The organism is Xanthobacter sp. (genome assembly GCF_041911315.1).
GTDB lineage: Bacteria > Pseudomonadota > Alphaproteobacteria > Rhizobiales > Xanthobacteraceae > Xanthobacter > Xanthobacter aminoxidans.
In genome coordinates, this window is the sequence record NZ_JAYRPE010000041.1 from 115,539 (window position 1) to 133,903 (window position 18,365).

General features: G+C 68.9%; 17 protein-coding genes. 7 read left to right on the forward strand and 10 right to left on the reverse strand.

Going from position 1 to position 18,365, the window contains the following annotated elements; all coding sequences use genetic code 11:
* Positions 1-105 precede the first annotated feature (105 nt).
* Positions 106-1,086, forward strand: a complete 981-nt coding sequence (dgcA, locus tag ACE3QW_RS13245; protein ID WP_374251813.1) for an N-acetyl-D-Glu racemase DgcA — start codon at positions 106-108, stop codon at positions 1,084-1,086.
* On the opposite strand, the gene ACE3QW_RS13250 is transcribed toward dgcA, so the two are convergent.
* Genes ACE3QW_RS13250 through ACE3QW_RS13265 form a run of 4 tightly spaced genes read right to left on the reverse strand, consistent with a single transcriptional unit; the run spans position 1,038 to position 5,124 of the window.
* Positions 1,038-2,240: an MFS transporter gene (locus ACE3QW_RS13250; protein ID WP_374251814.1), complete on the reverse strand. Its 1,203-nt coding sequence runs from the start codon at positions 2,238-2,240 to the stop codon at positions 1,038-1,040. The genes dgcA and ACE3QW_RS13250 overlap by 49 nt on opposite strands.
* 6 nt (positions 2,241-2,246) lie before the next feature.
* Positions 2,247-3,248: a threonine/serine dehydratase gene (locus tag ACE3QW_RS13255; protein WP_374251815.1), complete on the reverse strand. Its 1,002-nt coding sequence runs from the start codon at positions 3,246-3,248 to the stop codon at positions 2,247-2,249.
* On the reverse strand, positions 3,245-4,312 hold the full coding sequence (locus ACE3QW_RS13260; protein ID WP_029558659.1) for a glycosyltransferase family 1 protein: 1,068 nt from the start codon (positions 4,310-4,312) through the stop codon (positions 3,245-3,247). The genes ACE3QW_RS13255 and ACE3QW_RS13260 overlap by 4 nt, the downstream gene beginning before the upstream one ends.
* Positions 4,312-5,124 (reverse strand): UDP-2,3-diacylglucosamine diphosphatase, encoded by an 813-nt coding sequence (locus ACE3QW_RS13265; RefSeq protein WP_024278874.1) that lies wholly within the window; start codon positions 5,122-5,124, stop codon positions 4,312-4,314. Before ACE3QW_RS13265 ends, ACE3QW_RS13260 begins: the two co-directional genes overlap by 1 nt.
* 617 nt (positions 5,125-5,741) lie before the next feature.
* Between ACE3QW_RS13265 and ACE3QW_RS13270 the strand changes: the two genes are divergently transcribed.
* On the forward strand, positions 5,742-6,590 hold the full coding sequence (locus ACE3QW_RS13270) for a fumarylacetoacetate hydrolase family protein (protein WP_374251816.1): 849 nt from the start codon (positions 5,742-5,744) through the stop codon (positions 6,588-6,590).
* Positions 6,591-6,624: 34 nt separating this feature from the next.
* Here ACE3QW_RS13270 and ACE3QW_RS13275 read toward each other — a convergent pair whose 3' ends face one another.
* The 6 genes from ACE3QW_RS13275 to ACE3QW_RS13300 all read right to left on the reverse strand — a co-directional run bounded on the left by ACE3QW_RS13275 (position 6,625) and on the right by ACE3QW_RS13300 (position 14,232).
* Entirely contained in the window at positions 6,625-8,286 is a 1,662-nt protein-coding gene (locus ACE3QW_RS13275) for a DUF4166 domain-containing protein (protein WP_374251817.1), read from the reverse strand.
* On the reverse strand, positions 8,279-8,692 hold the full coding sequence (locus ACE3QW_RS13280) for a thiol-disulfide oxidoreductase DCC family protein (RefSeq protein ID WP_374251818.1): 414 nt from the start codon (positions 8,690-8,692) through the stop codon (positions 8,279-8,281). Before ACE3QW_RS13280 ends, ACE3QW_RS13275 begins: the two co-directional genes overlap by 8 nt.
* A 23-nt stretch (positions 8,693-8,715) precedes the next feature.
* A complete protein-coding gene (gene mgtA / locus ACE3QW_RS13285) occupies positions 8,716-11,340 on the reverse strand; it encodes a magnesium-translocating P-type ATPase (RefSeq protein WP_374251819.1) in 2,625 nt (874 codons plus the stop codon).
* Between the two features lie 110 nt (positions 11,341-11,450).
* Positions 11,451-12,572, reverse strand: coding sequence for a carboxylate-amine ligase (locus ACE3QW_RS13290; protein WP_374251820.1), 1,122 nt, complete (start codon positions 12,570-12,572; stop codon positions 11,451-11,453).
* Between the two features lie 251 nt (positions 12,573-12,823).
* Positions 12,824-13,549: a 16S rRNA (uracil(1498)-N(3))-methyltransferase gene (locus tag ACE3QW_RS13295; RefSeq protein WP_374251821.1), complete on the reverse strand. Its 726-nt coding sequence runs from the start codon at positions 13,547-13,549 to the stop codon at positions 12,824-12,826.
* 290 nt (positions 13,550-13,839) lie between these two features.
* On the reverse strand, positions 13,840-14,232 hold the full coding sequence (locus tag ACE3QW_RS13300) for a cytochrome c family protein (protein WP_024278867.1): 393 nt from the start codon (positions 14,230-14,232) through the stop codon (positions 13,840-13,842).
* A 328-nt stretch (positions 14,233-14,560) separates the two neighbouring features.
* Between ACE3QW_RS13300 and ACE3QW_RS13305 the strand changes: the two genes are divergently transcribed.
* From ACE3QW_RS13305 to ACE3QW_RS13325, 5 genes are read left to right on the forward strand one after another with little or no spacing between them, the layout of a single operon-like run.
* Positions 14,561-15,085, forward strand: a complete 525-nt coding sequence (locus tag ACE3QW_RS13305) for an aspartate kinase (RefSeq protein ID WP_374251822.1) — start codon at positions 14,561-14,563, stop codon at positions 15,083-15,085.
* Positions 15,082-15,660, forward strand: coding sequence for a flavoprotein (locus tag ACE3QW_RS13310; RefSeq protein ID WP_029558668.1), 579 nt, complete (start codon positions 15,082-15,084; stop codon positions 15,658-15,660). Before ACE3QW_RS13305 ends, ACE3QW_RS13310 begins: the two co-directional genes overlap by 4 nt.
* Before the next feature lie 3 nt (positions 15,661-15,663).
* Positions 15,664-17,082, forward strand: coding sequence for a DUF6513 domain-containing protein (locus ACE3QW_RS13315; protein WP_374251823.1), 1,419 nt, complete (start codon positions 15,664-15,666; stop codon positions 17,080-17,082).
* Positions 17,079-17,648, forward strand: a complete 570-nt coding sequence (locus ACE3QW_RS13320; RefSeq protein ID WP_374251824.1) for a DUF447 domain-containing protein — start codon at positions 17,079-17,081, stop codon at positions 17,646-17,648. The genes ACE3QW_RS13315 and ACE3QW_RS13320 overlap by 4 nt, the downstream gene beginning before the upstream one ends.
* Positions 17,645-18,364 carry a (5-formylfuran-3-yl)methyl phosphate synthase gene (locus ACE3QW_RS13325; RefSeq protein WP_374251825.1) on the forward strand — a complete coding sequence of 240 codons (720 nt, stop codon included), beginning with the start codon at positions 17,645-17,647 and terminating at the stop codon, positions 18,362-18,364. Before ACE3QW_RS13320 ends, ACE3QW_RS13325 begins: the two co-directional genes overlap by 4 nt.
* Position 18,365: the final 1 nt, after the last annotated feature.

Below are 18,365 nucleotides of genomic sequence, written 5' to 3' on the forward strand. Positions count from 1 at the left end.
ATACAGATGAGCGGAGGCGGCGTCGAGATCAGCCAGGACACACCTCGCCACCATCGTCACCTGCCCCGCGATGGGCGGCGCGGAATCGGCTATTAAGCTTAACCCATGGCCGAACTGTCTCTCAGCGTCGAGCGCTTTCCCATCGCCGGCACCTTCACCATCGCCCGTGGCTCCAAGACGGAGGCCGTGGTGGTGGAAGTGCGCCTCACCGCAGGCGGCATCACCGGTCGCGGTGAGTGCGTGCCCTATGCCCGCTACGGCGAGACCGTGGAAGGCGTGGTCGCGGCCATCGAGCAGCTCAAGGCGGACCTTGCCGCCGGCCTCAGCCGGGAAATGCTGCAGCACCGTCTGCCCGCCGGCGCTGCGCGCAATGCCATCGACTGCGCCCTGTGGGATCTGGAGGCGAAATCCTCCGGCCTCGGCTGCGCCGAACTGGCCGGCCTGCCGCCCCTGCGGCCGGTGGTCACGGCCTATACCCTGAGCCTCGATACGCCAGAGGCCATGGCCCGCGCGGCGGCCACCGCCACGGACCATCCTTTGCTCAAGCTGAAGCTCGGCGCCCCCGGCGACCGCGAGCGCCTCGCCGCCGTGCGCGAGGCGGCGCCGGACAAGCGGCTCATTGTCGATGCCAACGAAGGCTGGAAGGCCGCCGATTTGCCCACCTTGTTCGATGCCTGCGCTGCCGTCGGCGTCGAACTCATCGAGCAGCCGCTGCCGGCCGACAACGACCGCCGCCTCGCCCGGATCGACCGGCCGGTGCCGGTCTGCGCCGACGAGAGCGTCCACGACCGGGCCGGGCTCGCGGATCTGCGCACGCGCTACGACGCCATCAACGTGAAGCTCGACAAGGCGGGCGGCCTCACCGAGGCGCTGGCATTGGCGGAGGCGGCGCACGGGCTCGGCTTCTCTGTCATGGTGGGGTGCATGCTGGCGTCATCGCTGGCCATGGCCCCTGCCCTTCTGGTCGCCCAGGGCGCGAAGTGGGTGGACCTCGACGGGCCACTGCTGCTCGCCCGCGACCGCAGCCCCGGGCTTCACTACGAGGGCGCTGTCGTCTCCCCGCCCGAGCCCCTGCTCTGGGGCTGAAGCCGCGCGGCGGCTAGGGCCACGCCCGCCCCCGCCAGACCCAGCGCGCAGCCCGCCAGAAAGGCCATGGGTCCGAACACGGCCCAGAGCGGCCCGGCGGCCACGTTCGCAGCGGACGACATGAGGCTGGAAGTCCAGGCAGCGGTGGTCTGCCCCGTGCCGGAGCGATGCTCGCTCACGCCGCGCGTCACAAGATCGACCATGGCGAGATAGGTCGCCGCGAAGGTCAGGGCATGCAGCAACTGCAGCGGCAGCAACACGGCGAGGGGCGGATCGCTCGCCATCACCGCAAAGCGCACCACGGCCGCCGCACCGCCGATGGCGATCATTCCATAGGCGCCGAAGCGGCCCAGCAGTGGCCGACCGAAGCGGAACAGCACCATTTCGGCCGCGACACCCACCGCCCACAGGACACCGATGACCGTGAGCGAAATGCCCTCCGACCGCCAGTGGACGGTGGCGAAGAGGTAGAGCACCGCATGGCTCGCCTGCACCAACCCGGCCGCGACGATACCGGCGAGAAAGCCGAGCCGCGCCCGCCGGCCCGTGAGCGGAGACGGCATGGGCTCGGCCCGCGGCAGTTCCGGCAAGGCGAAGGTCGCGAGTACATAGGACACATGGCCGGCGACCATGAGCAGAACGACCGAATCCGCGCCCAGCGCGCCGACGATCACGCCGCCGGCGAGATTGGCCGCGAGGAAGCTCGCCGAGCCCCACTGCCGCGCGCGGCCATATTCCGCCCGTCCCGCCCGGGCGAGGCGCGAGGTGTAGGAATCCAGCAGCGAGAAGCCGGGGAACCACGCCGCCGACATGGCGCCGAGGATCAGGAGGATCGCCGGGAGGCTGGAGGTGAAGGCCAGAAGCACCATGGCCGCGACCGTGACCATTCCCAAGAGGGTGAGCAGCGCCCTCGGCCGTCCCAGCCGGTCCGAGAGCAGGCCGAGCAGGGGTGTCGCGGCAAGCCGGCTGAGCATGGGCACGGCCAGCACGAGGCCCATGGCCTCCGGTCCCAGTCCCCGCGCCTGCAACCAGAGCGGCAGATAGGGCTGGAAGATGCCAAGGGCGATGAAGAAGGTGCCGTAGGCTACCCCAAGCCGCAGCGCGAGCGCGCGCGGCGGCAGATTGCCCTGCCCGTTCTCCCCGGCTTCGTCCACGATGCGTCAGGCGGCGGCGAGGCAGCGGGTGAAAGTTTCCGCATCCACATTGCCGCCGGAGAGCACGATGACGGCCGTGCCGCCGGAGACGTTGAGCCGCCCCTCCAGCAGGCTCGCCAGCGCCACGGCACCGCCCGGCTCCACCACGAGCTTGAGTTCGCGGAAGGCGTATTCAACCGCCCGTGCCACCTCGGCGTCGGTCACGGACGCCGCCTCGCCGACGATGCGGCGGGTGATTTCGAAGGTGATGGCCCCGGGGGTGGGCGCCAGCAGCGCGTCGCAGAAGGAGCCATCGGGCTGGGCATTGCGCTCGCGCACGCCGGAGCGGAAGGAGCGGGCGTGGTCGTCGAAGCCCGCCGGCTCGCAGACTACCACCCGCGCCTGCGGCGCAACCCGCTTCACGGCGAGCGCGATGCCGGCCACGAGACCGCCGCCGGAGGCGTTGGCCGCCACGAGGTCGGGCACGCGGCCGAGGGCGGCGAGGTCCTGCACGATCTCAAGGCCCACGGTGCCCTGCCCGGCGATGATGTGCGGATCGTCATAGGGCGGCACCATGATGGCTCCGCGCTCGGCCGCGATGGCGCGGGCGATGGCGTCGCGGTCCTCGGTGCGGCGGTCGTAGCCCACCACCTCGGCGCCGAGCGCGCGGGTGCGGTCGCGCTTCAGGGCCGGCGCGTCGTGGGGCATGACGATGACGGCCGGCATGCCGAGGATCTTCGCCGCGGCGGCGACACCCTGGGCATGGTTGCCCGACGAGCAGGCGACGACGCCGGCAGCGCGCGCCTCTTCGGGGATCTGCACCATGCGGTTGAAGGCACCGCGAAACTTGAAGGAACCGGTGCGCTGCAACGTCTCCGGCTTCAGGAAAACGTCGGCGCCCATGCGCTCGCTCAGCGCCGGCGAGAACACCAGCGGCGTGCGGACGGCAAAGCCGAGGAGGCGCGCGGCGGCGGCATCGACATCTTCGGCGGTGGGAAGCGGGGCGGGCTGAATCTGGGAGGCGCTCATGCGCCGGAAGCTACCCGACGCCGCCGCCGAAGGCGATAGCGCCGCGCGATCGGTCCAATGTCATGCGCGATCAGCACGTTGTCGAGGAACTGCCGGGCACTCTCCCGCCACGTATAGCGCAGCGCGAAGCGGCGGGCGGCGGCGGGCGACAGCTCCAGCGCCTTGAGGCAGGCGGTGCGCAGATCCTCGTCCAGGATGCCCACCTGCTCCGTCGCATCGGCCAGCACGTCGGTCGGGCCGGTGACGGGATAGGCCGCGACGGGAAGGCCGCTCGCCAGCGCTTCCAGGAGCACGATGCCGAAGGTGTCGGTGCGGCTCGGGAAGCAGAAGACGTCGCAGGCGGAATAGACCTGCGCCAGGTCCTCGCCTTCCTTCGAGCCCAGGAAGTGCACGGCGGGGAAGCGCTCCTTCAGGCTGGCGAGGGCCGGGCCGTTGCCCACCACCACCTTGGAGCCGGGCAGATCGAGATTGAGGAACGCCTCGATGTTCTTCTCAACAGCCACGCGGCCGACGAAGAGATAGACCGGGCGCGGCAGGTTCAGCGTCGCCTCGGGGCGCGGACGGAACAGGTCTGCATCCACGCCGCGCGACCAGCGCATCAGTCGCTTGAAGCCGCGCGCCTCGAGATCCCGCTCCAGCGTGGCGGTGGAGACCATGACGCCGCCGCCGGCATTATGGAAGGAGCGCAGCCACGCATAGGTCAGCCGCTCCGGCACCGGCGCGCGGGCGGCGAGGTATTCCGGGAATTTCGTGTGGTAGGAGGTGGTGAAGGTGCGGCGCGAGGCGATACAAGCCCGGCGCACCAGGATGCCGATGGGCCCCTCGGTGGCGATATGCACGAAGTCCGGCTGCAGCGCCTCGATGCGCCGCATGATCATACGAGGCGTGGCGAGGGCGAGCCTGATCTCGTTGTAGGTGGGCAGCGGGACAGTGCGGAAGCCCTGCGGGGTCAGGAACTGCATGTCCGCCCCGAGGTTCTCGGCCTCGCGGGCGGTATGCTCCAGGGATCGCACCACGCCATTGATCTGGGGATGCCACGCATCGGTGGCCACGAGAACCCGCATCAGGCCGCCGCGCGCGCCCCCTCGACGACCTCGCCCTCCTGGGCCGGCGCATTCTTCTCCAGCTTGCGCGTCCAGGAAATGATCTCGAGGCGGCCGTCCTCATGCTCGGCAACGGCGGTGCAGCTCTCCACCCAGTCGCCGCAATTGACGTAGCGGACACCGAACTGGTCGTGGATGGTGGCGTGATGGATGTGGCCGCAGATCACACCGTCGACCTGATGGCGCTTGGCCTCCTCGGCCACCGCCTCCTCGAACTTGCCGATATAGTTGACCGCGTTCTTCACCTTGAGCTTGGCCCACTGGCTCAGCGACCAGTAGGTGAGCCCGAGGCGGCGGCGAATCTTGTTGAGGTAGGTATTGATGCCGAGGGCGGCGGTGTAGGCCCAGTCGCCCAGGAAGGCGAGCCACTTGGCGTGGCGCACGACCAGATCGAACACGTCGCCGTGGATCACCAGGTAGCGCTTGCCGTCGGCCGCCTCGTGGATGGCGGTCTCCACCACCTCGATCCCGCCGAAGTGGGTGCCGTAATAATCGCGCAGGAACTCATCGTGGTTGCCCGGCAGGTAGAGCATGCGCGCGCCCTTGCGGCCCTTGCGCAGCAGCTTCTGCACCACGTCGTTGTGCTTTTGCGGCCAGTACCAGTTGGCCTTCAGCCGCCAGCCGTCGACGATGTCACCGACGAGATAGACGGTATCGGCTTCATTGTACTTGAGGAAATCGAGGAGCAGTTCGGCCTGGCAGCCCTTGGTGCCGAGATGCACGTCCGAGATGAAGAGGGCGCGATAGCGGCGCGTTTCAGGACTGTCGCTCACGCCCGATACCTCCACCTTCCGCGGCCCACCGGTGCGACCGTAACAGCCAGCCCCGGCTAAGGCGCCATCGTGGCACCGGTAAGGCGCCCCGCTCAAGTTCGCCGGCAGGCTGGCCCATTGACCTTCCCGAGGGGCCGGCGCGCTTGCTTTCGACGCTTCGGACTTAGCCGGAGTCGTGTATCCCTTTTATGACGTCCGCCCGCGAAAAGGAAGGCCACCTGCCCAATCGTGCGACTTGCACAGATTAGATGCAGATCATTGTTACCTCGGGAAGGCGGCTAATAGTCGAGGGTCGAATCGTCCAAGTCATTCCCTCCCGCGCCCGGTCAGGCGACCTGTCAAATCGCAACATCTCATCTCTGCCGACGAGCGCGCGCGACCAGCGCTCACCGTCGAGGGGCGCATCCCGGGGCGCGGCATATTCGCCCCGCTCCTTTCGTCGCATGCGGCGTGCATCGCCTCAGAGCGCGCCGCCTCGGCTCCTGCCAGCGAAAATTATCCGTTCCACCATTGACCTTGGCCGAAGACCGCGCCAGCGTGCCCCCGCCTTGGACGGAGCTGATCCTGCACCGCCCACACCAGAACAACGCCATACAATTCCATCAGGAGCTCCCCCGATGAAGCTGGTCCGCTTCGGCGATTTTGGACGAGAGAAGCCGGGTCTAATCGATTCAGACGGCAAGGTCCGCGACCTGTCCGGCGTCATCGCGGATCTCAACGGCGAGACGCTCGCGCCCGAGAGCCTGAAGAAGATCGCCGCCCTCGACCCCGCGTCCCTGCCGCTCGCGCCGGAAGGCGCCCGCCTCGGCGCCTGCGTCGCCCGTCCGGGCAATTTCGTCGCGGTGGGCCTGAATTTCGCGGACCACGCCGCCGAGACCAACAATCCCATCCCCGAGGAGCCGGTGCTTTTCAACAAGGCGCCGAACTGCATCGTCGGCCCCAACGACGACGTGATGATCCCCAAGGGCTCGCTGAAGCTCGACTGGGAGGTGGAGTTCGCCTTCGTCATGGGCAAGCGCGCCCGCTATGTCGAGGAGAAGGACGCCCTCGACTACGTGGCCGGCTACTGCATCTGCAATGACGTCTCCGAGCGCCATTTCCAGATCGAGCGCTCCGGCCAGTGGATGAAGGGCAAGGGCTGCGAGACCTTCGGCCCGCTCGGCCCCTGGCTCGTCACCACCGACGAGATCCCGGACACCTCCACCCTCGCCATGTGGCTGGAAGTGAACGGCGAGCGCGTCCAGAACGGCTCCATGAAGACCATGATCTTCCGCATCCCGTTCCTGGTGCACTACATCAGCCAGTTCATGGTGCTGGACGCCGGCGACGTCATCACCACCGGCACCCCGCCCGGCGTCGGCCTCGGCTTCAAGCCGCCGCGCTTCCTGAAGGCCGGCGACGTGATGCGCGTCGGCATCGAGGGCCTCGGCGAGCAGCTGCAGACCGTGGTTCCGTTCAAGCTCTGAACGGAGATGGCGGCGGGGCGTTGGTCCCGCCGCTTCACGCCATCGCATCGTCGGGCACCAGCCATCCCCGGTAGTGGACGACCCGGCCGAGCCCCGGAAGAGACACCTCCACATCGAACACCGCGCGGCCCTCGGCATCTACGCTCTCGGCCGTCCGGCTCATCGGCAGAAGCATGCGCGGCAGTGGAAGGCCGCAGCAGCGGCCGGCGACGACGGGATATGTGAGCCGACCGGCCTCTACCCCGAGCGCGATGTCGAAGCTGAGCGGCCCGAACTTTTCCCGCATCACTCCGCCACCACCCGGAGAGAGCCGCGAGCGGAGCGTACGGCCGCCGAAGCGGCGCTCCCAGACCTCGCTCCCCTCGTGCCGCTCCATCCGGACCGTTACGGGGACACGCTTTCCTCCTGTTGGAAATCCCATCAGCACCCGGATCAGCCGCGCCATGCGGCCACGGCCGGTCTCGATATCCGCCTCCCCCCGCCACCGCCGCACATCCATGACCGTGTGCAGATCGCGCAGGGCGGGCGGGAGCAGTCCGAACGCCGGCCCAAGCACTTCGGCGAATACGAGCGGAAAGGCCTTGGTCGTGCGGTCCGTGGCAATATTCAAATTCGCCATGGCCTGCTCAGCCTCGCCCAGCGCGAATGCCGCCACACAAGGCCGCGCACCGGCGGAGACCGCGCCTGCCCGCAGTCCGCCGAGCATGACCCGGGCTGGGATAGCGGGCACGTGTGGGCCATCGCCGGCGCCGGCGACAAGAACCCAGTCACGCACCTCCATGGCGCCCTCGCCCGTGAGGCCGGCCACGCGCACGCGCATGCCGCCCGTGTCCGAGCCGAACGGCTCCAGCCGCTCCGCCACCCATTTCAGCGCAGGCGCGAGGGGCGCGAGGGTCCGCACCCATCCCCAGCGCACGGGCAGGGACAGGAGCAGCAGGCCCCCGTGCATGATTTTCAGCTCAAGGCCCGCGCGGAACAGAACCGACCGCGCCTTGAAATGGCTTGGCAGAAGCGCGGGATCGGGTGCCGCGTTGAAGCTCGCCCAGCGTCCGGCAACCGGGCTTTTGCCCGGCACACGCAACGACACGCGCGATAGGCCGCTCCATCCCGGCACCTGCTCGGGGCGGCCGCCCCGCCACATGCGCGTCGGTCGGCCTGCCTGTCCGACGATGGCGCGTACCACGGAGAGGCCGCGCGGAGCGCGGTTGCCCGGCGCGATGACCGTGTCGATCAGATGGATATCGGCCATGTCCGACGCGAGCTCAGCCACGGCGGCAGAGGACAGAGCCGGGACGCTCGAAACGCCGGACAGAACGGCGAGGTCGGCCTGACGCGCGGCGGCGTCCAGCACGGCGATGCCGATCGTGAAGGCCGGGTCGTCGGACAGATCGAGATAGTGCGCCCCGGCCGCGATCGCCGCCTCGGCAACCCGGTAGGGCCGCGCACCGTAGGACTGGAACGGACCTGCGGCATCGATGACGAGAAAGGGCGACAGGAGCGCAACGCGATCCGCCAGCGCCGGATCCTCCCGATCGATGACCTCGGCCCGGCCGCCATGGACGGCGCAGAAGGCGGATGCGGCGTTCCGGTCCCGTCCGGCAACGACAAGGTCAACCCGCTCGTCCCGCGCAAGCGCCATGCAGATACGAGAGCCGAAGACGCCGTAGCCGCCGAGGACGAGGACAGTCTCACGCAATGAGACGCGCCTTCAGCTCCGCCGAAGGGGCCGGGCAGGCCTGCCGGCCGAAGCGATAGCGGTTGCGGGCGACGAAATCATACAAGGGGTCGGCGATCGCTTTGGGAATCCACCCGAGCGGAGCCAAGACAGCCCATGGCCAGCCGAGCGCCCCCATCGCTGCCGCGAATGCGTGCAAACGCACATACGGGCGGCCGGAGACGATGACGATGTTGGTCTCCATCAGGTCCGCATCGAGGCCGTGCTGCGCATAGAGTGCCCGCCCGGGTGCCGACTGGGCTGTGACGAACAGGAAGCGGCGCTTGCGATCATGGCGGGCGATAAAGCGCGCGAAACCCGAGCAGAAGACGCAGGCACCGTCGAAGACGATGAGGTTCTGGGTGGGCGGAATGGAATCCATGGACATCGCCTGTCTCCGGGTCATCCATCCTATCCGACACCGTCGGCCCGTCCATCGGTCGGCGCCACGCCGACCGCATAGCGCTTCACCCTCTGCGCGCAGGCGAGATAGACGAGGGTGATGCCGGCGACGGCGGCGAGGGTGGTTGCCGGAAGCGGCACGAAGCCGAACCAGCTGCCAATCCCGCTCAGAGGCACCACGAAGGCGACGGCCAGCGCGCCCAGCGCGGAGATGATCAGCGTCCGGTCCGGCGGCGTTTCGCCGAGCGGCAGGCGGGTGCGAATGAGGAAGACCACCAGCACCTGCGTGGCGATGGATTCCAGGAACCACGCCGTGCGGAACGCCTCCACACCGGCGCCGAGCACCAGCAACAGCACGGCGAAGGTGAGAAAATCGAACAGCGAGGAGAGCGGCCCCATCACCGCCGCGAACCGCACCAGCCCCTTCATGTCCCACTGCTGCGGCGTGGCGAGGTCCGCCTCGTCCACGGCGTCGAAGGGAATGCCGACCTCGGAGAGGTCGTAGAGCAGGTTGTTGAGCAGGATCTGCGTGGCGAGCAGCGGCAGGAACGGCAGGAACAGGCTGGCCGCCGCCATGGAGAGCATGTTGCCGAAGTTGGAGCTGGCGCCCATTCGCACATATTTCAGGATGTTGGCGAAGGTCCGCCGCCCCTCCTCCACCCCGTCCGCCACCACGTCAAGATCGGGCGCGAGGAGGATCATGTCGGCGGCAGCGCGGGCAACGCCCGTCGCCCCATCCACCGACAGGCCGACATCGGCGAGCTTCAGGCCGGGCGCGTCGTTCACCCCGTCGCCGAGGAAGCCGACGGTCTCGCCATCGGCCATCAGGGCCCGCACCACCCGCACCTTCTGGTTCGGTGTCATGCGGCCGAAGACGTTCACGCTGCGCACGCGCACCCGCAGGGCGTCGTCGGACAGGTGCGCCACTTCGGCGCCGGAGAGTATGTCCGCGGCATCGATGCCGAGTTCCCCGGCGACGCGGGCGACCACCGTGGGGTCATCCCCCGACAGCACCTTCACCCGAACCCCTGCCCCCGTCAGCCGGGCCAGCGCATGGGCGGCGGTGGGCTTGGGCGGATCCTCGAACAGGCAGAAGCCTTCCAGCACGAGACCGGATTCGTCCTCCGGCTCCAGACTGCCGGTGCGGGCCATGCCGTCCGGGGTGCCGGCGCGCGTGGCGATGGCGATCGCGCGCAGGCCCTGCTCCGCGTGCCGCTTGAGCTGGGTCGCGATGGCGGCACGGGCCTCAGCGTCCAGTTCGACGATTGCGTCCCCAACCCGGCGGCTGGTGCATACGTCCATCACCGCTTCCGGCGCGCCCTTGCAGACGAGGAGGCGTTCGGCGGCGCCGTCCCCTGCCCGCTCCGCCAGCACGGAACCACGTCGGCGCTCATAGCCGAAGCCGAGGCGGGAGGGGGCCGACCAGCCGTCCGCCGCATCCGGCGCGGCGGCGGCAAGGGCCGTGTCCATCCAGCTGCGGTCGCCGGCCAGCTCCGCGCACAGCGCTGCGAGTTCGGCTGGCCGGTGCGTCGCCTGCCCGCTTGCGTCCTCGCTGCCGGCGAGGACGATCTCGGCGGAGGTGAGCGTACCGGTCTTGTCCGTGCAGAGCACCGTCATGGCGCCGAGGTCGTGGATGGCGGTGAGGCGCTTCACGATCACCTTGCGCTGCGCCATGCGCACCGCCCCGCGCGAGAGGGTGACGGTGGTGATCATGGGCAGCAGCTCGGGCGTGAGGCCCACCGCAAGCGCCACCGCGAACATGAGCGATTCCAGCAGCGGCCGCCCCAGCACGAGATTCACCGCCAGCACCGCCACCGACAAGACGCCAGCGGCGCGGGCGATGACGAAGCCGAGGGCCCGCAGGTCGCGCTGGAAGGGCGACAATGCGGACTCTTCGGCGAGCAGGGCAGCAGCGGCGCCGAACAGGGTCGAGCGGCCGGTGGCGACCGCGAGGGCCACCGCCTCGCCGCTCTGCGCCACAGCACCACGGAACAGCGCGTTCGTCGCCTCCGCCGCCACCGTGGACGAGACGGCACCGGGCCGCTTCTCCACCGCATAGGGCTCGCCCGTGAGCGCCGCCTCGTTCGCGGCGAAGCCATCGGAGGAGAGGATCACCGCATCCGCCGGGATGATGTCTCCGGTGCGCACGCGGAACACGTCGCCGGGCACGATCCGGTCCGTGGGGAGCGTGCAGAAAACGCCATCGCGGCACACCTCGGCCGTCAGCGCGACCTGCTCGCGCAGGGCCGCCGCAGCCTTGGAGGCCCGCGCCTCCTGCACCGTGTCGAGACCGATGGACGCGACGATGACGAGGATGATGATGGCCGCGCTCGCCGCATCTCCCGTCGCGGCGGAAACGCCGGCGGCCACGAGCAGCATGAGGATCAGCGGTTCCAGCAGGCGGCGCAGCAGGGCGCGGATCGGTCCGCTCCGGCTCGGCGGCTTGTCGAGGTTGGGGCCGAAGCGATCAAGCCGCTCGGCCGCCTCGGCGGACGACAGTCCGGTGGTGCCACAGGTGAGGCGCCGGCAGAGGGCGTCCGGCGCCTCTGTCCAGAAGGCCGCCGTCCCCGCATCGACAGGTGCGCTCCCGACGGGAGAAGCCTCGTCCTGCGAACCCTGTCCGGCGATCTCCACGGGCGGCCTCCGGCGCTGTTCGAGCCGCCGGGAGCCTAGAGCACATTTGCGGCCAGCGGGTACCGGCCTCGATCAAGAAACGGCGGTGAAGGCGACCTTCCGCAGCGGTCTCATTGCATCGTGGTCGTGGCCAGCCAGCTCTTCACCGCGCCGAGGGCCTCGGTGCGGTTGCCGGTGCGATGCTGGGCCTCCTGGAAGACGGCGAGTTGCACGTCCGCGCTGGTGCCTTCCTCGGCAATGGTGCGCACGCGCATGAGGGCATCGAGGCAGCCCAGCGCTTCCGCATCCGAGGCCACGAGGTTGACGAGCCCATCCACCGCATCCCGCACAGCCACGGCGCGGCGCTGGGCAAGATCCACGAATGACCCGTGCACGCCATAGCGCTGGGCGCGCCACTTGTTCTCGTCGGCAATGGCCCGGTCCACAGGCCCCACATCGCGGTTGTGGTGGGGATTGCGGACGAGGAACCGCACCAGCGAACGGTAGAGGGCGGCGATGGCCACCGTGTCCGTCGAGCGGGTACAGCTGTCCGGCGCGCGCAGTTCCAGCGTCGGCAACTGGCGCGAGGGGCGGATGGCCCACCACACATAGCTCGAATCGGTGATGGCCCGCGCCGCGACCATGGCTTCCACATAGCGCTCATAGGCGGCGCTGTTCTCGAACATCTCCGGCAGGCCGGTGCGCGGCAGCTCGTCATAGGCGGCGAGCCGGTAGCCCATGAGCCCGGTCTGCTTGGCGCCCCAGAAGGGCGAGGAGGTGGAGAGGGCGATGAAGTGCGGGATATAGGGGACGATGCGGCGCATCACGTCCACCCGCTCGTCCGGGTCGGGCAGTTCCACATGCACGTGCAGGCCGCACACCATGTTGCGCTCGCCCAGCATCTTGAGGTCGTTCATCACGCCGTCGTAGCGGTTCGCCCGCGTGGCGCGCACACCGTCCCAGGTGGCGGTGGGGTGTGTGCCGGAGGCGATGACGGCGAGGCCGTGCTCGCCCGCGACCTGCGAGACGGCGTGGCGCAGTCCGCGGATTTCATCCAGTGCGCTGCCGATGCCGGTGACCGGGCGGGTCGCGATCTCCAGCTGCGACTGGAGCATCTCCACCGAGACGGCGTCGCCCAGCCGGTCCTTCAGCTCGTCGAAAAAACCTGCCGGCATGCGCTTTTGCACCGCCTTCGTCTGGGCGTCGACGACGAAGAACTCCTCTTCGATTCCGAAGCTGTAATCGTTCGACACGGAGCCCTCCACAGAACCTGGCGTCACGGCGAGCCAGTAACGCCCGCCCTATTGCGAAGTTCCGGGGAGACTGACGCGAAATCAGTCCAAATTTGGGCACTGATTCACGCGCCAGAATGCACGTTAAGGTTCAATGTCTTCCCGCGATGCACGCGAGATCGACAAAATCCAAAGTAGTTCGCGAACGAATCGCAAGAACTATTTTATGTCCACCGATGGAACAAAAGCCCCCTATGGGCGTTTAAACCGCCTCACCGGCGCGCCGCATTCACCAGCGCAAGGGCGGCGACGGCTGCCGTATCGGCGCGAAGGATGCGCGGACCGAGGCTGAGTGTGAGGCCTCTCGGGGCGATACGCGTGCGCTCCTCGGGGCTGAATCCCCCTTCCGGACCGATCAGGACGCTCACCGGTCCCGGCCGGGCCTGCTTCAGCGCGGCAATGGGGTCTTCGTCGGCCGAGGCCTCATCGCAGAACACCAAAAGGCGGTCCTCGGCGAGGGATGCAAGCCAGCTGTCGAGCGGGCGCGGCTCCTCCACATGGGGCAGGCTGAGGATGCCGCACTGCTCGGCAGCCTCGATGGCGTTGGCCGTCATGCGCTCGACATTGACGCGGGAGACCTGGGTGTAGCGGGTTATTACCGGGCTGAGGATGCCCGCGCCCATCTCCACCGCCTTCTGAACCATATAATCGAGCCGCGCGTGCTTCAGCGGCGCGAACGCATATTCCAGCGTCGGCGCGGGCGGCTGGGCGCGGGTCTCGCGCAGAACTTCGAGGCGCACCTCGCGCTTGCCGCCGGCGATCCGTGTCGCTCGCCACTCCCCGTCCCGGCCGTTGAACAGGAGAATGTCCTCGCCGACCCCGAGGCGGATGACATTGGCCACGTAATGCGCCGCCTCGCGCTCCAGCACGATCTCGGCGCCCTCGGCCAGATCGGCGGCGACGTGCAGGCGTTGGGCGTGGAAATCGTGCTCGGGCATGGCGGCTCCTCTCGCGGGAGGGACACCACGCATCGGCGCGCGTTGCAAGCTTGCGCTTTCGAGCCCCGGAAACGAAAACAGGCGGAGACCCGAAGGGCCCCGCCTGTCTCACCCCCCGAACGCCCCTCGGGAGACAACGCCCTGACCGGCGCTCAGGTATTATCCACAAGAGCAGCCTTTGGTTGCATCCCCCGAATGGAGGATGCGAGGGACGCAGATACCGTGTCAGACGCGGCAAGGCGTCGCCCGGAGCCCCTCAAGGCTCGGTATCGACGCCTCCCTGTCAGAGCTTACTTGGAGCCGTCGGGCTTGAACTGGGCGAGGAAGGCGATGAGGTCCTTGCGCTCGTCCTCATTCTTGACGCCGGCGAAGGCCATCTTGCCCTTGGGCACGAGGTGCTTGGGATTCTCGATGTAGTCGTTGAGGGTCGCCTCGTCCCACACCTTGCCGGCGGCGGCGCCGTCCTTGATGTCCTGGGAATAGGCATAGCCCTCGAAGTGCGCCCACTTGGCGCCGACGATGCCGTTCAGCGGCGGGCCGACCTTCACCTTGGCGTCGGGGCCGATGGCATGGCAGGCCATGCACTTCTTGAATACGGTCTCGCCCTTGGCGACGTCGGGGTCGGCATAGGCCGAACCGGTGGCGGCGGCGAGGACAAGGGCAGAAGCCAGAACAAGACGCATTGAGCTATATCCTCTCTGTCGGCCGGGCCCCGGCTGTGCATGGCGGTGGTGTTCGCACCTGCAGTTTCGCGGAAGCCAGCTTGGATGCTTTACCGGGCAGACGCCTCCACCTAGGACACGACATATACCCCCGGCGGAGGGGTCGGGTTCCTTAGCATGTTTCCAACCCGGCCTTCGATGCGACCTTGAGACCACCCGGAACGACGGCTTGAGCGTGACCCTTGTTGTCAAAATTGGTGGAAGCCTGACGCGGGGTGCCCCGCCCCGGCTTCTGCTTGAACGCCTCTCGGGCCGGAAGGGGCTGGTGCTCGTGCCGGGGGGCGGAGCCTTGGCCGATCAGGTTCGCGTGATTCAGCCGCAGATGGGGCTTTCCGATGGGGCAGCCCACCGCATGGCGATCCTCGCCATGGAGCAGATGGCCCACGCGTTCCTCGACATGGCCCCGGGCCTGCGCCCCGCGCGGACGCCGGCCGAGCTGACGTCCGCCGCCGCGACCGGCGCCGCCCTGTGGCTTCCCGCCACCATAACCCTCGACGCGCCGGACATCCCCCAGGGCTGGGACGTGACATCGGACAGCCTCGCCCTGTGGCTCGCCGTGCGGCTTCCGGCCCCACGGCTGGTGCTGGTGAAGGCGCCGGGTGTGACGATCCCTCAGACCGGCGACCGCGCGAGCGATATTGCGGCCTGGACTGCGGCCGGTCTGGTGGATGCGGCTTTTGCGACCATGGCACGGGGATATTCTGGCGATATTGTCCTCGTCCCCGCCGACGACGGGGCGCTGATGGAGCAGGCGCTCAAACCGCTTGCACCGCAGAGCATCGAGGAAACGAGAGAAGGCCCGCGCCGATCATGAGCGAGACCCGTTCCAGCAAGAAGCCGCCCCGCTGGGCCTGGGCCCTCACCGGCTCGGGGCACTATTTCACCGAGAGCATCGAGATCATCCGCGAGCTTCAGGACGTGGACCTGTTCATCTCGGACGCGGCGGACGAAGTGCTGCGCATGTACAAGCAGGACAAGGAACCCCTGCCGGCCCAGACCCAGGTGTTCCGCGACAATTCGGCGTCCTCCGCCTCCGTCGGGCGATTCTATCACGGCGAGTATCACACCCTCGTCGTCTCCCCAGCCTCCTCCAACACGGTGGCGAAGGCCGTGCACGGTATCTCGGATACGCTCGTCACCAATTGCTTCGCCCAAGCCGGCAAGTGCCGGGTGGCCTGCATCGTGTTCGCCTGCGACAGCCAGCCGGAGATGATCACCATGGCACCGGAAGGCCCGGTGCCGGTCTATCCGCGCCGCATCGATCTGGACAACACCGCGAAGCTCAAGACCTTCGAGGCGACCGTGGTGGCCGAGACGCTGGAGGAACTGCGCCTCGCCGTCGCCCGTCGCCGGGCCGAGCTTGCCACCCTCTATCCCGTCCCGGCCTGAGCCATGGCCGAGCGCGTCGCCCTCGTCACCGGCTCGCTGGCCGAGCCGCGCATCCGCCGCATCGCGGAGGAGCTTGCGGACGGCACGCTTGATCCGGTGGTGGTGAACATCGGGGTGAAGGTCGCGGCGCTGATGACGGCGGAGATTGTGGAGCGCCGCCTCAAGCTGCCCGAGGGCACGGACAAGGTGCTGATGCCCGGCCGCTTCCGGGGCGACTTGGAGCGCCTCGCCGCCCGCTTCGGACTGCCGTTCGAGCGCGGCCCGGAGGAGGCGGCGGACCTGCCCGGCTATTTCGGCCGCGGCAAGGGCCGCAACGTGCCCCTCGACCGCCACGATGTGACGCTGTTCGCCGAGATCGTGGACGCCACCCGCCTCACCATCCCGCAATTGCTGGACCGTGCCCGCTTCCTGAGGGGCGAGGGCGCGGACGTGATGGACCTCGGCGCCTTGCCCGACAATCCGTTTCCACATCTGGAAGAAGCCATCGCCGCCCTCAAGGCCGAGGGCTTCAAGGTGAGCGTGGACAGCTTCGATCCGGAGGAGCTGCGCCGCGGCACCCGCGCCGGGGCGGACTATCTGCTCAGCCTCAACGAAACCAACCTCGCCATCGCCGATGAAGGCGCGGCCGTGCCGGTGCTGGTGCCGGCGCAGGCTGGCGATCTTGCGTCCCTTATCCGGGCCGTCGAGGCTTGCGAGGCTGCCGGGCGGCCCTTCCTCGCCGATCCCATCCTCGATCCCATCCATCTCGGCTTCACCGCCTCGCTCGTGCGCTATGCGGAGTTGCGGCGGCTGAAGCCGGACATCCCCATCCTGATGGGCATCGGCAATGTCACCGAGCTGACGGACGCCGACACCACCGGCATGAACGCGCTGCTGATGGGCATCATCTCCGAGCTGCGCCTCAATGCCGTCCTGGCGGTTCAGGTGAGCCCCCATTGCCGCACGGCGGTGCGCGAGTTCGACCGGGCGCGGCGAGAATATTACGCCGCGCGCGAGGCCGGCGCCCTGCCGCAGGGCTTCGGCGGCGGGCTGATGGCCCTGCGCGACCGGCGCCCCTGGTCCACTACTCCGGAGGAGGTGGAGCGGCTCGCTGCGACCGTGGCCGACCGCAATTTCCGCATCGAGGTGACGGAACAGGGCATCCACGTCTACAACCGCGACGGCCACCATGTGGCGGCGGACCCCTTCGCCCTCTTCCCCCACCTCAAGGTGGAGGATGACGGCGCCCACGCCTTCTATCTCGGCGTGGAGACGGCGCGGGCGGAGATCGCCCACCACCTCGGCAAGCGCTATGCGCAGGACGAACCCTTGAAATGGGGCGTCGCGGGCGAGACCGGCGGCAGCGCCGAGGAGGCCCATCGGTTGACATTCAAGGAAGCGGGCTCGACGCTTTCATCGAAGAAGAAAGGCGAAAGCGCGTGATCCGGGAGACCATCGTCACCACCGTCTCGGCCGCCGGGGAGGCGCATATCGCCCCCATGGGCGCGACCGTGGTGGAGGGCGGCTATCTGCTCCAGCCCTTCCGCCCCTCGCGCACGCTGGACAATCTGGCGTCGGCGAAGAGCTGCGTGGTGAACTTTTCGGACGACGCCCGCATCTTCGCCGGATGCATCACCGGCCGGCACCGCTCCTGGCCCACCGTTCCCGCCACCCTTCTCAAGGGCGCGGCGCGCCTCGCCGACTGTCTCGCCCATGACGAGGTGGAAGTGGTGCGCATGGAGGACGACCCCACCCGGCCCCGCTTCTTCTGCCGCACCATCCACCGCGAGACCCATGCACCCTTCCTCGGGCTGAACCGCGCCGTCGCCGCCGTGCTGGAAGGCGCCATCCTCGTCTCGCGCCTGCACATGATGGACACGGACCGGGTGGACCGGGAGATGAACTATCTCTCCATCGCCATCGACAAGACCGCCGGCCCGGCCGAGCGGGAGGCGTGGGACTGGCTGTGCGAGACCATCGCCGACCACCGGGCGCGAGCGGCATCATGACGGCGCACGTTCCGGCCCGGCCGGGCCTCCTTGCATCGGTGGCGACCCTCGACGAGATGCGCACGGCGCTGGCGGCGGGCGTCGATATCCTGGATCTCAAGAACCCGTCCGAGGGCGCGCTGGGCGCCTGGGCGCCGGAAGCGCTGCTGGACGCCGTGGCCCTGTGGCGCGCCGCCGGCGCACCGGGCAGCCTCAGCGCAACGGTTGGCGACCACCCGCTGGACCCGGACGCGCTGCGCGCCGCCGCCGAGCGCACCTCCGCCACCGGCGTGCCCCTCGTGAAGATCGGATTTGCCCGCGGCGATGGCGCCGCCCTACCGCCCGTACTCGAAGCCCTTCGCCCCTTCGCCCGCGAGACCCGGCTGATCGCCGTGCTCTTCGCCGATCAGGCGCCGGACCTTGCTGCCGTGCCGCTGTTCGCCGCCGCCGGCTTCCATGGCGTGATGCTGGACACGGCGGACAAGGCGGCGGGCGGCCTGCTCGCCCATCTACCGGTGGAAACCCTCGCCCGCTTCGTCGCGGCCGCCCGAGCTGAAGGGCTGCTGACCGGCCTCGCGGGTTCACTGAAGATGGCGGATATCGCTCCGCTGGCGGCGCTGCGGCCGCATTATCTCGGCTTCCGTGGAGCCCTGTGCGCCGAGGGGCGGACCAGTGCCCTCGATCCGGCGCGTCTGTCCGCCGTGCGCAATACGCTGGCGGGGCGCATCCGCGCCTGAG

What these genes read in the sequence shown, in the direction of transcription:
- dgcA (WP_374251813.1), top strand. Translation starts at nt 106, where the DNA reads ATGGCCGAACTGTCTCTCAGCGTCGAGCGCTTTCCCATCGCCGGCACC.
- ACE3QW_RS13255 (WP_374251815.1), bottom strand. Translation starts at nt 3,248, where the DNA reads ATGAGCGCCTCCCAGATTCAGCCCGCCCCGCTTCCCACCGCCGAAGAT.
- ACE3QW_RS13260 (WP_029558659.1), bottom strand. Translation starts at nt 4,312, where the DNA reads ATGCGGGTTCTCGTGGCCACCGATGCGTGGCATCCCCAGATCAATGGC.
- ACE3QW_RS13270 (WP_374251816.1), top strand. Translation starts at nt 5,742, where the DNA reads ATGAAGCTGGTCCGCTTCGGCGATTTTGGACGAGAGAAGCCGGGTCTA.
- ACE3QW_RS13280 (WP_374251818.1), bottom strand. Translation starts at nt 8,692, where the DNA reads ATGTCCATGGATTCCATTCCGCCCACCCAGAACCTCATCGTCTTCGAC.
- ACE3QW_RS13295 (WP_374251821.1), bottom strand. Translation starts at nt 13,549, where the DNA reads ATGCCCGAGCACGATTTCCACGCCCAACGCCTGCACGTCGCCGCCGAT.
- ACE3QW_RS13325 (WP_374251825.1), top strand. Translation starts at nt 17,645, where the DNA reads ATGACGGCGCACGTTCCGGCCCGGCCGGGCCTCCTTGCATCGGTGGCG.
- ACE3QW_RS13315 (WP_374251823.1), top strand. Translation starts at nt 15,664, where the DNA reads ATGGCCGAGCGCGTCGCCCTCGTCACCGGCTCGCTGGCCGAGCCGCGC.
- ACE3QW_RS13310 (WP_029558668.1), top strand. Translation starts at nt 15,082, where the DNA reads ATGAGCGAGACCCGTTCCAGCAAGAAGCCGCCCCGCTGGGCCTGGGCC.
- ACE3QW_RS13300 (WP_024278867.1), bottom strand. Translation starts at nt 14,232, where the DNA reads ATGCGTCTTGTTCTGGCTTCTGCCCTTGTCCTCGCCGCCGCCACCGGT.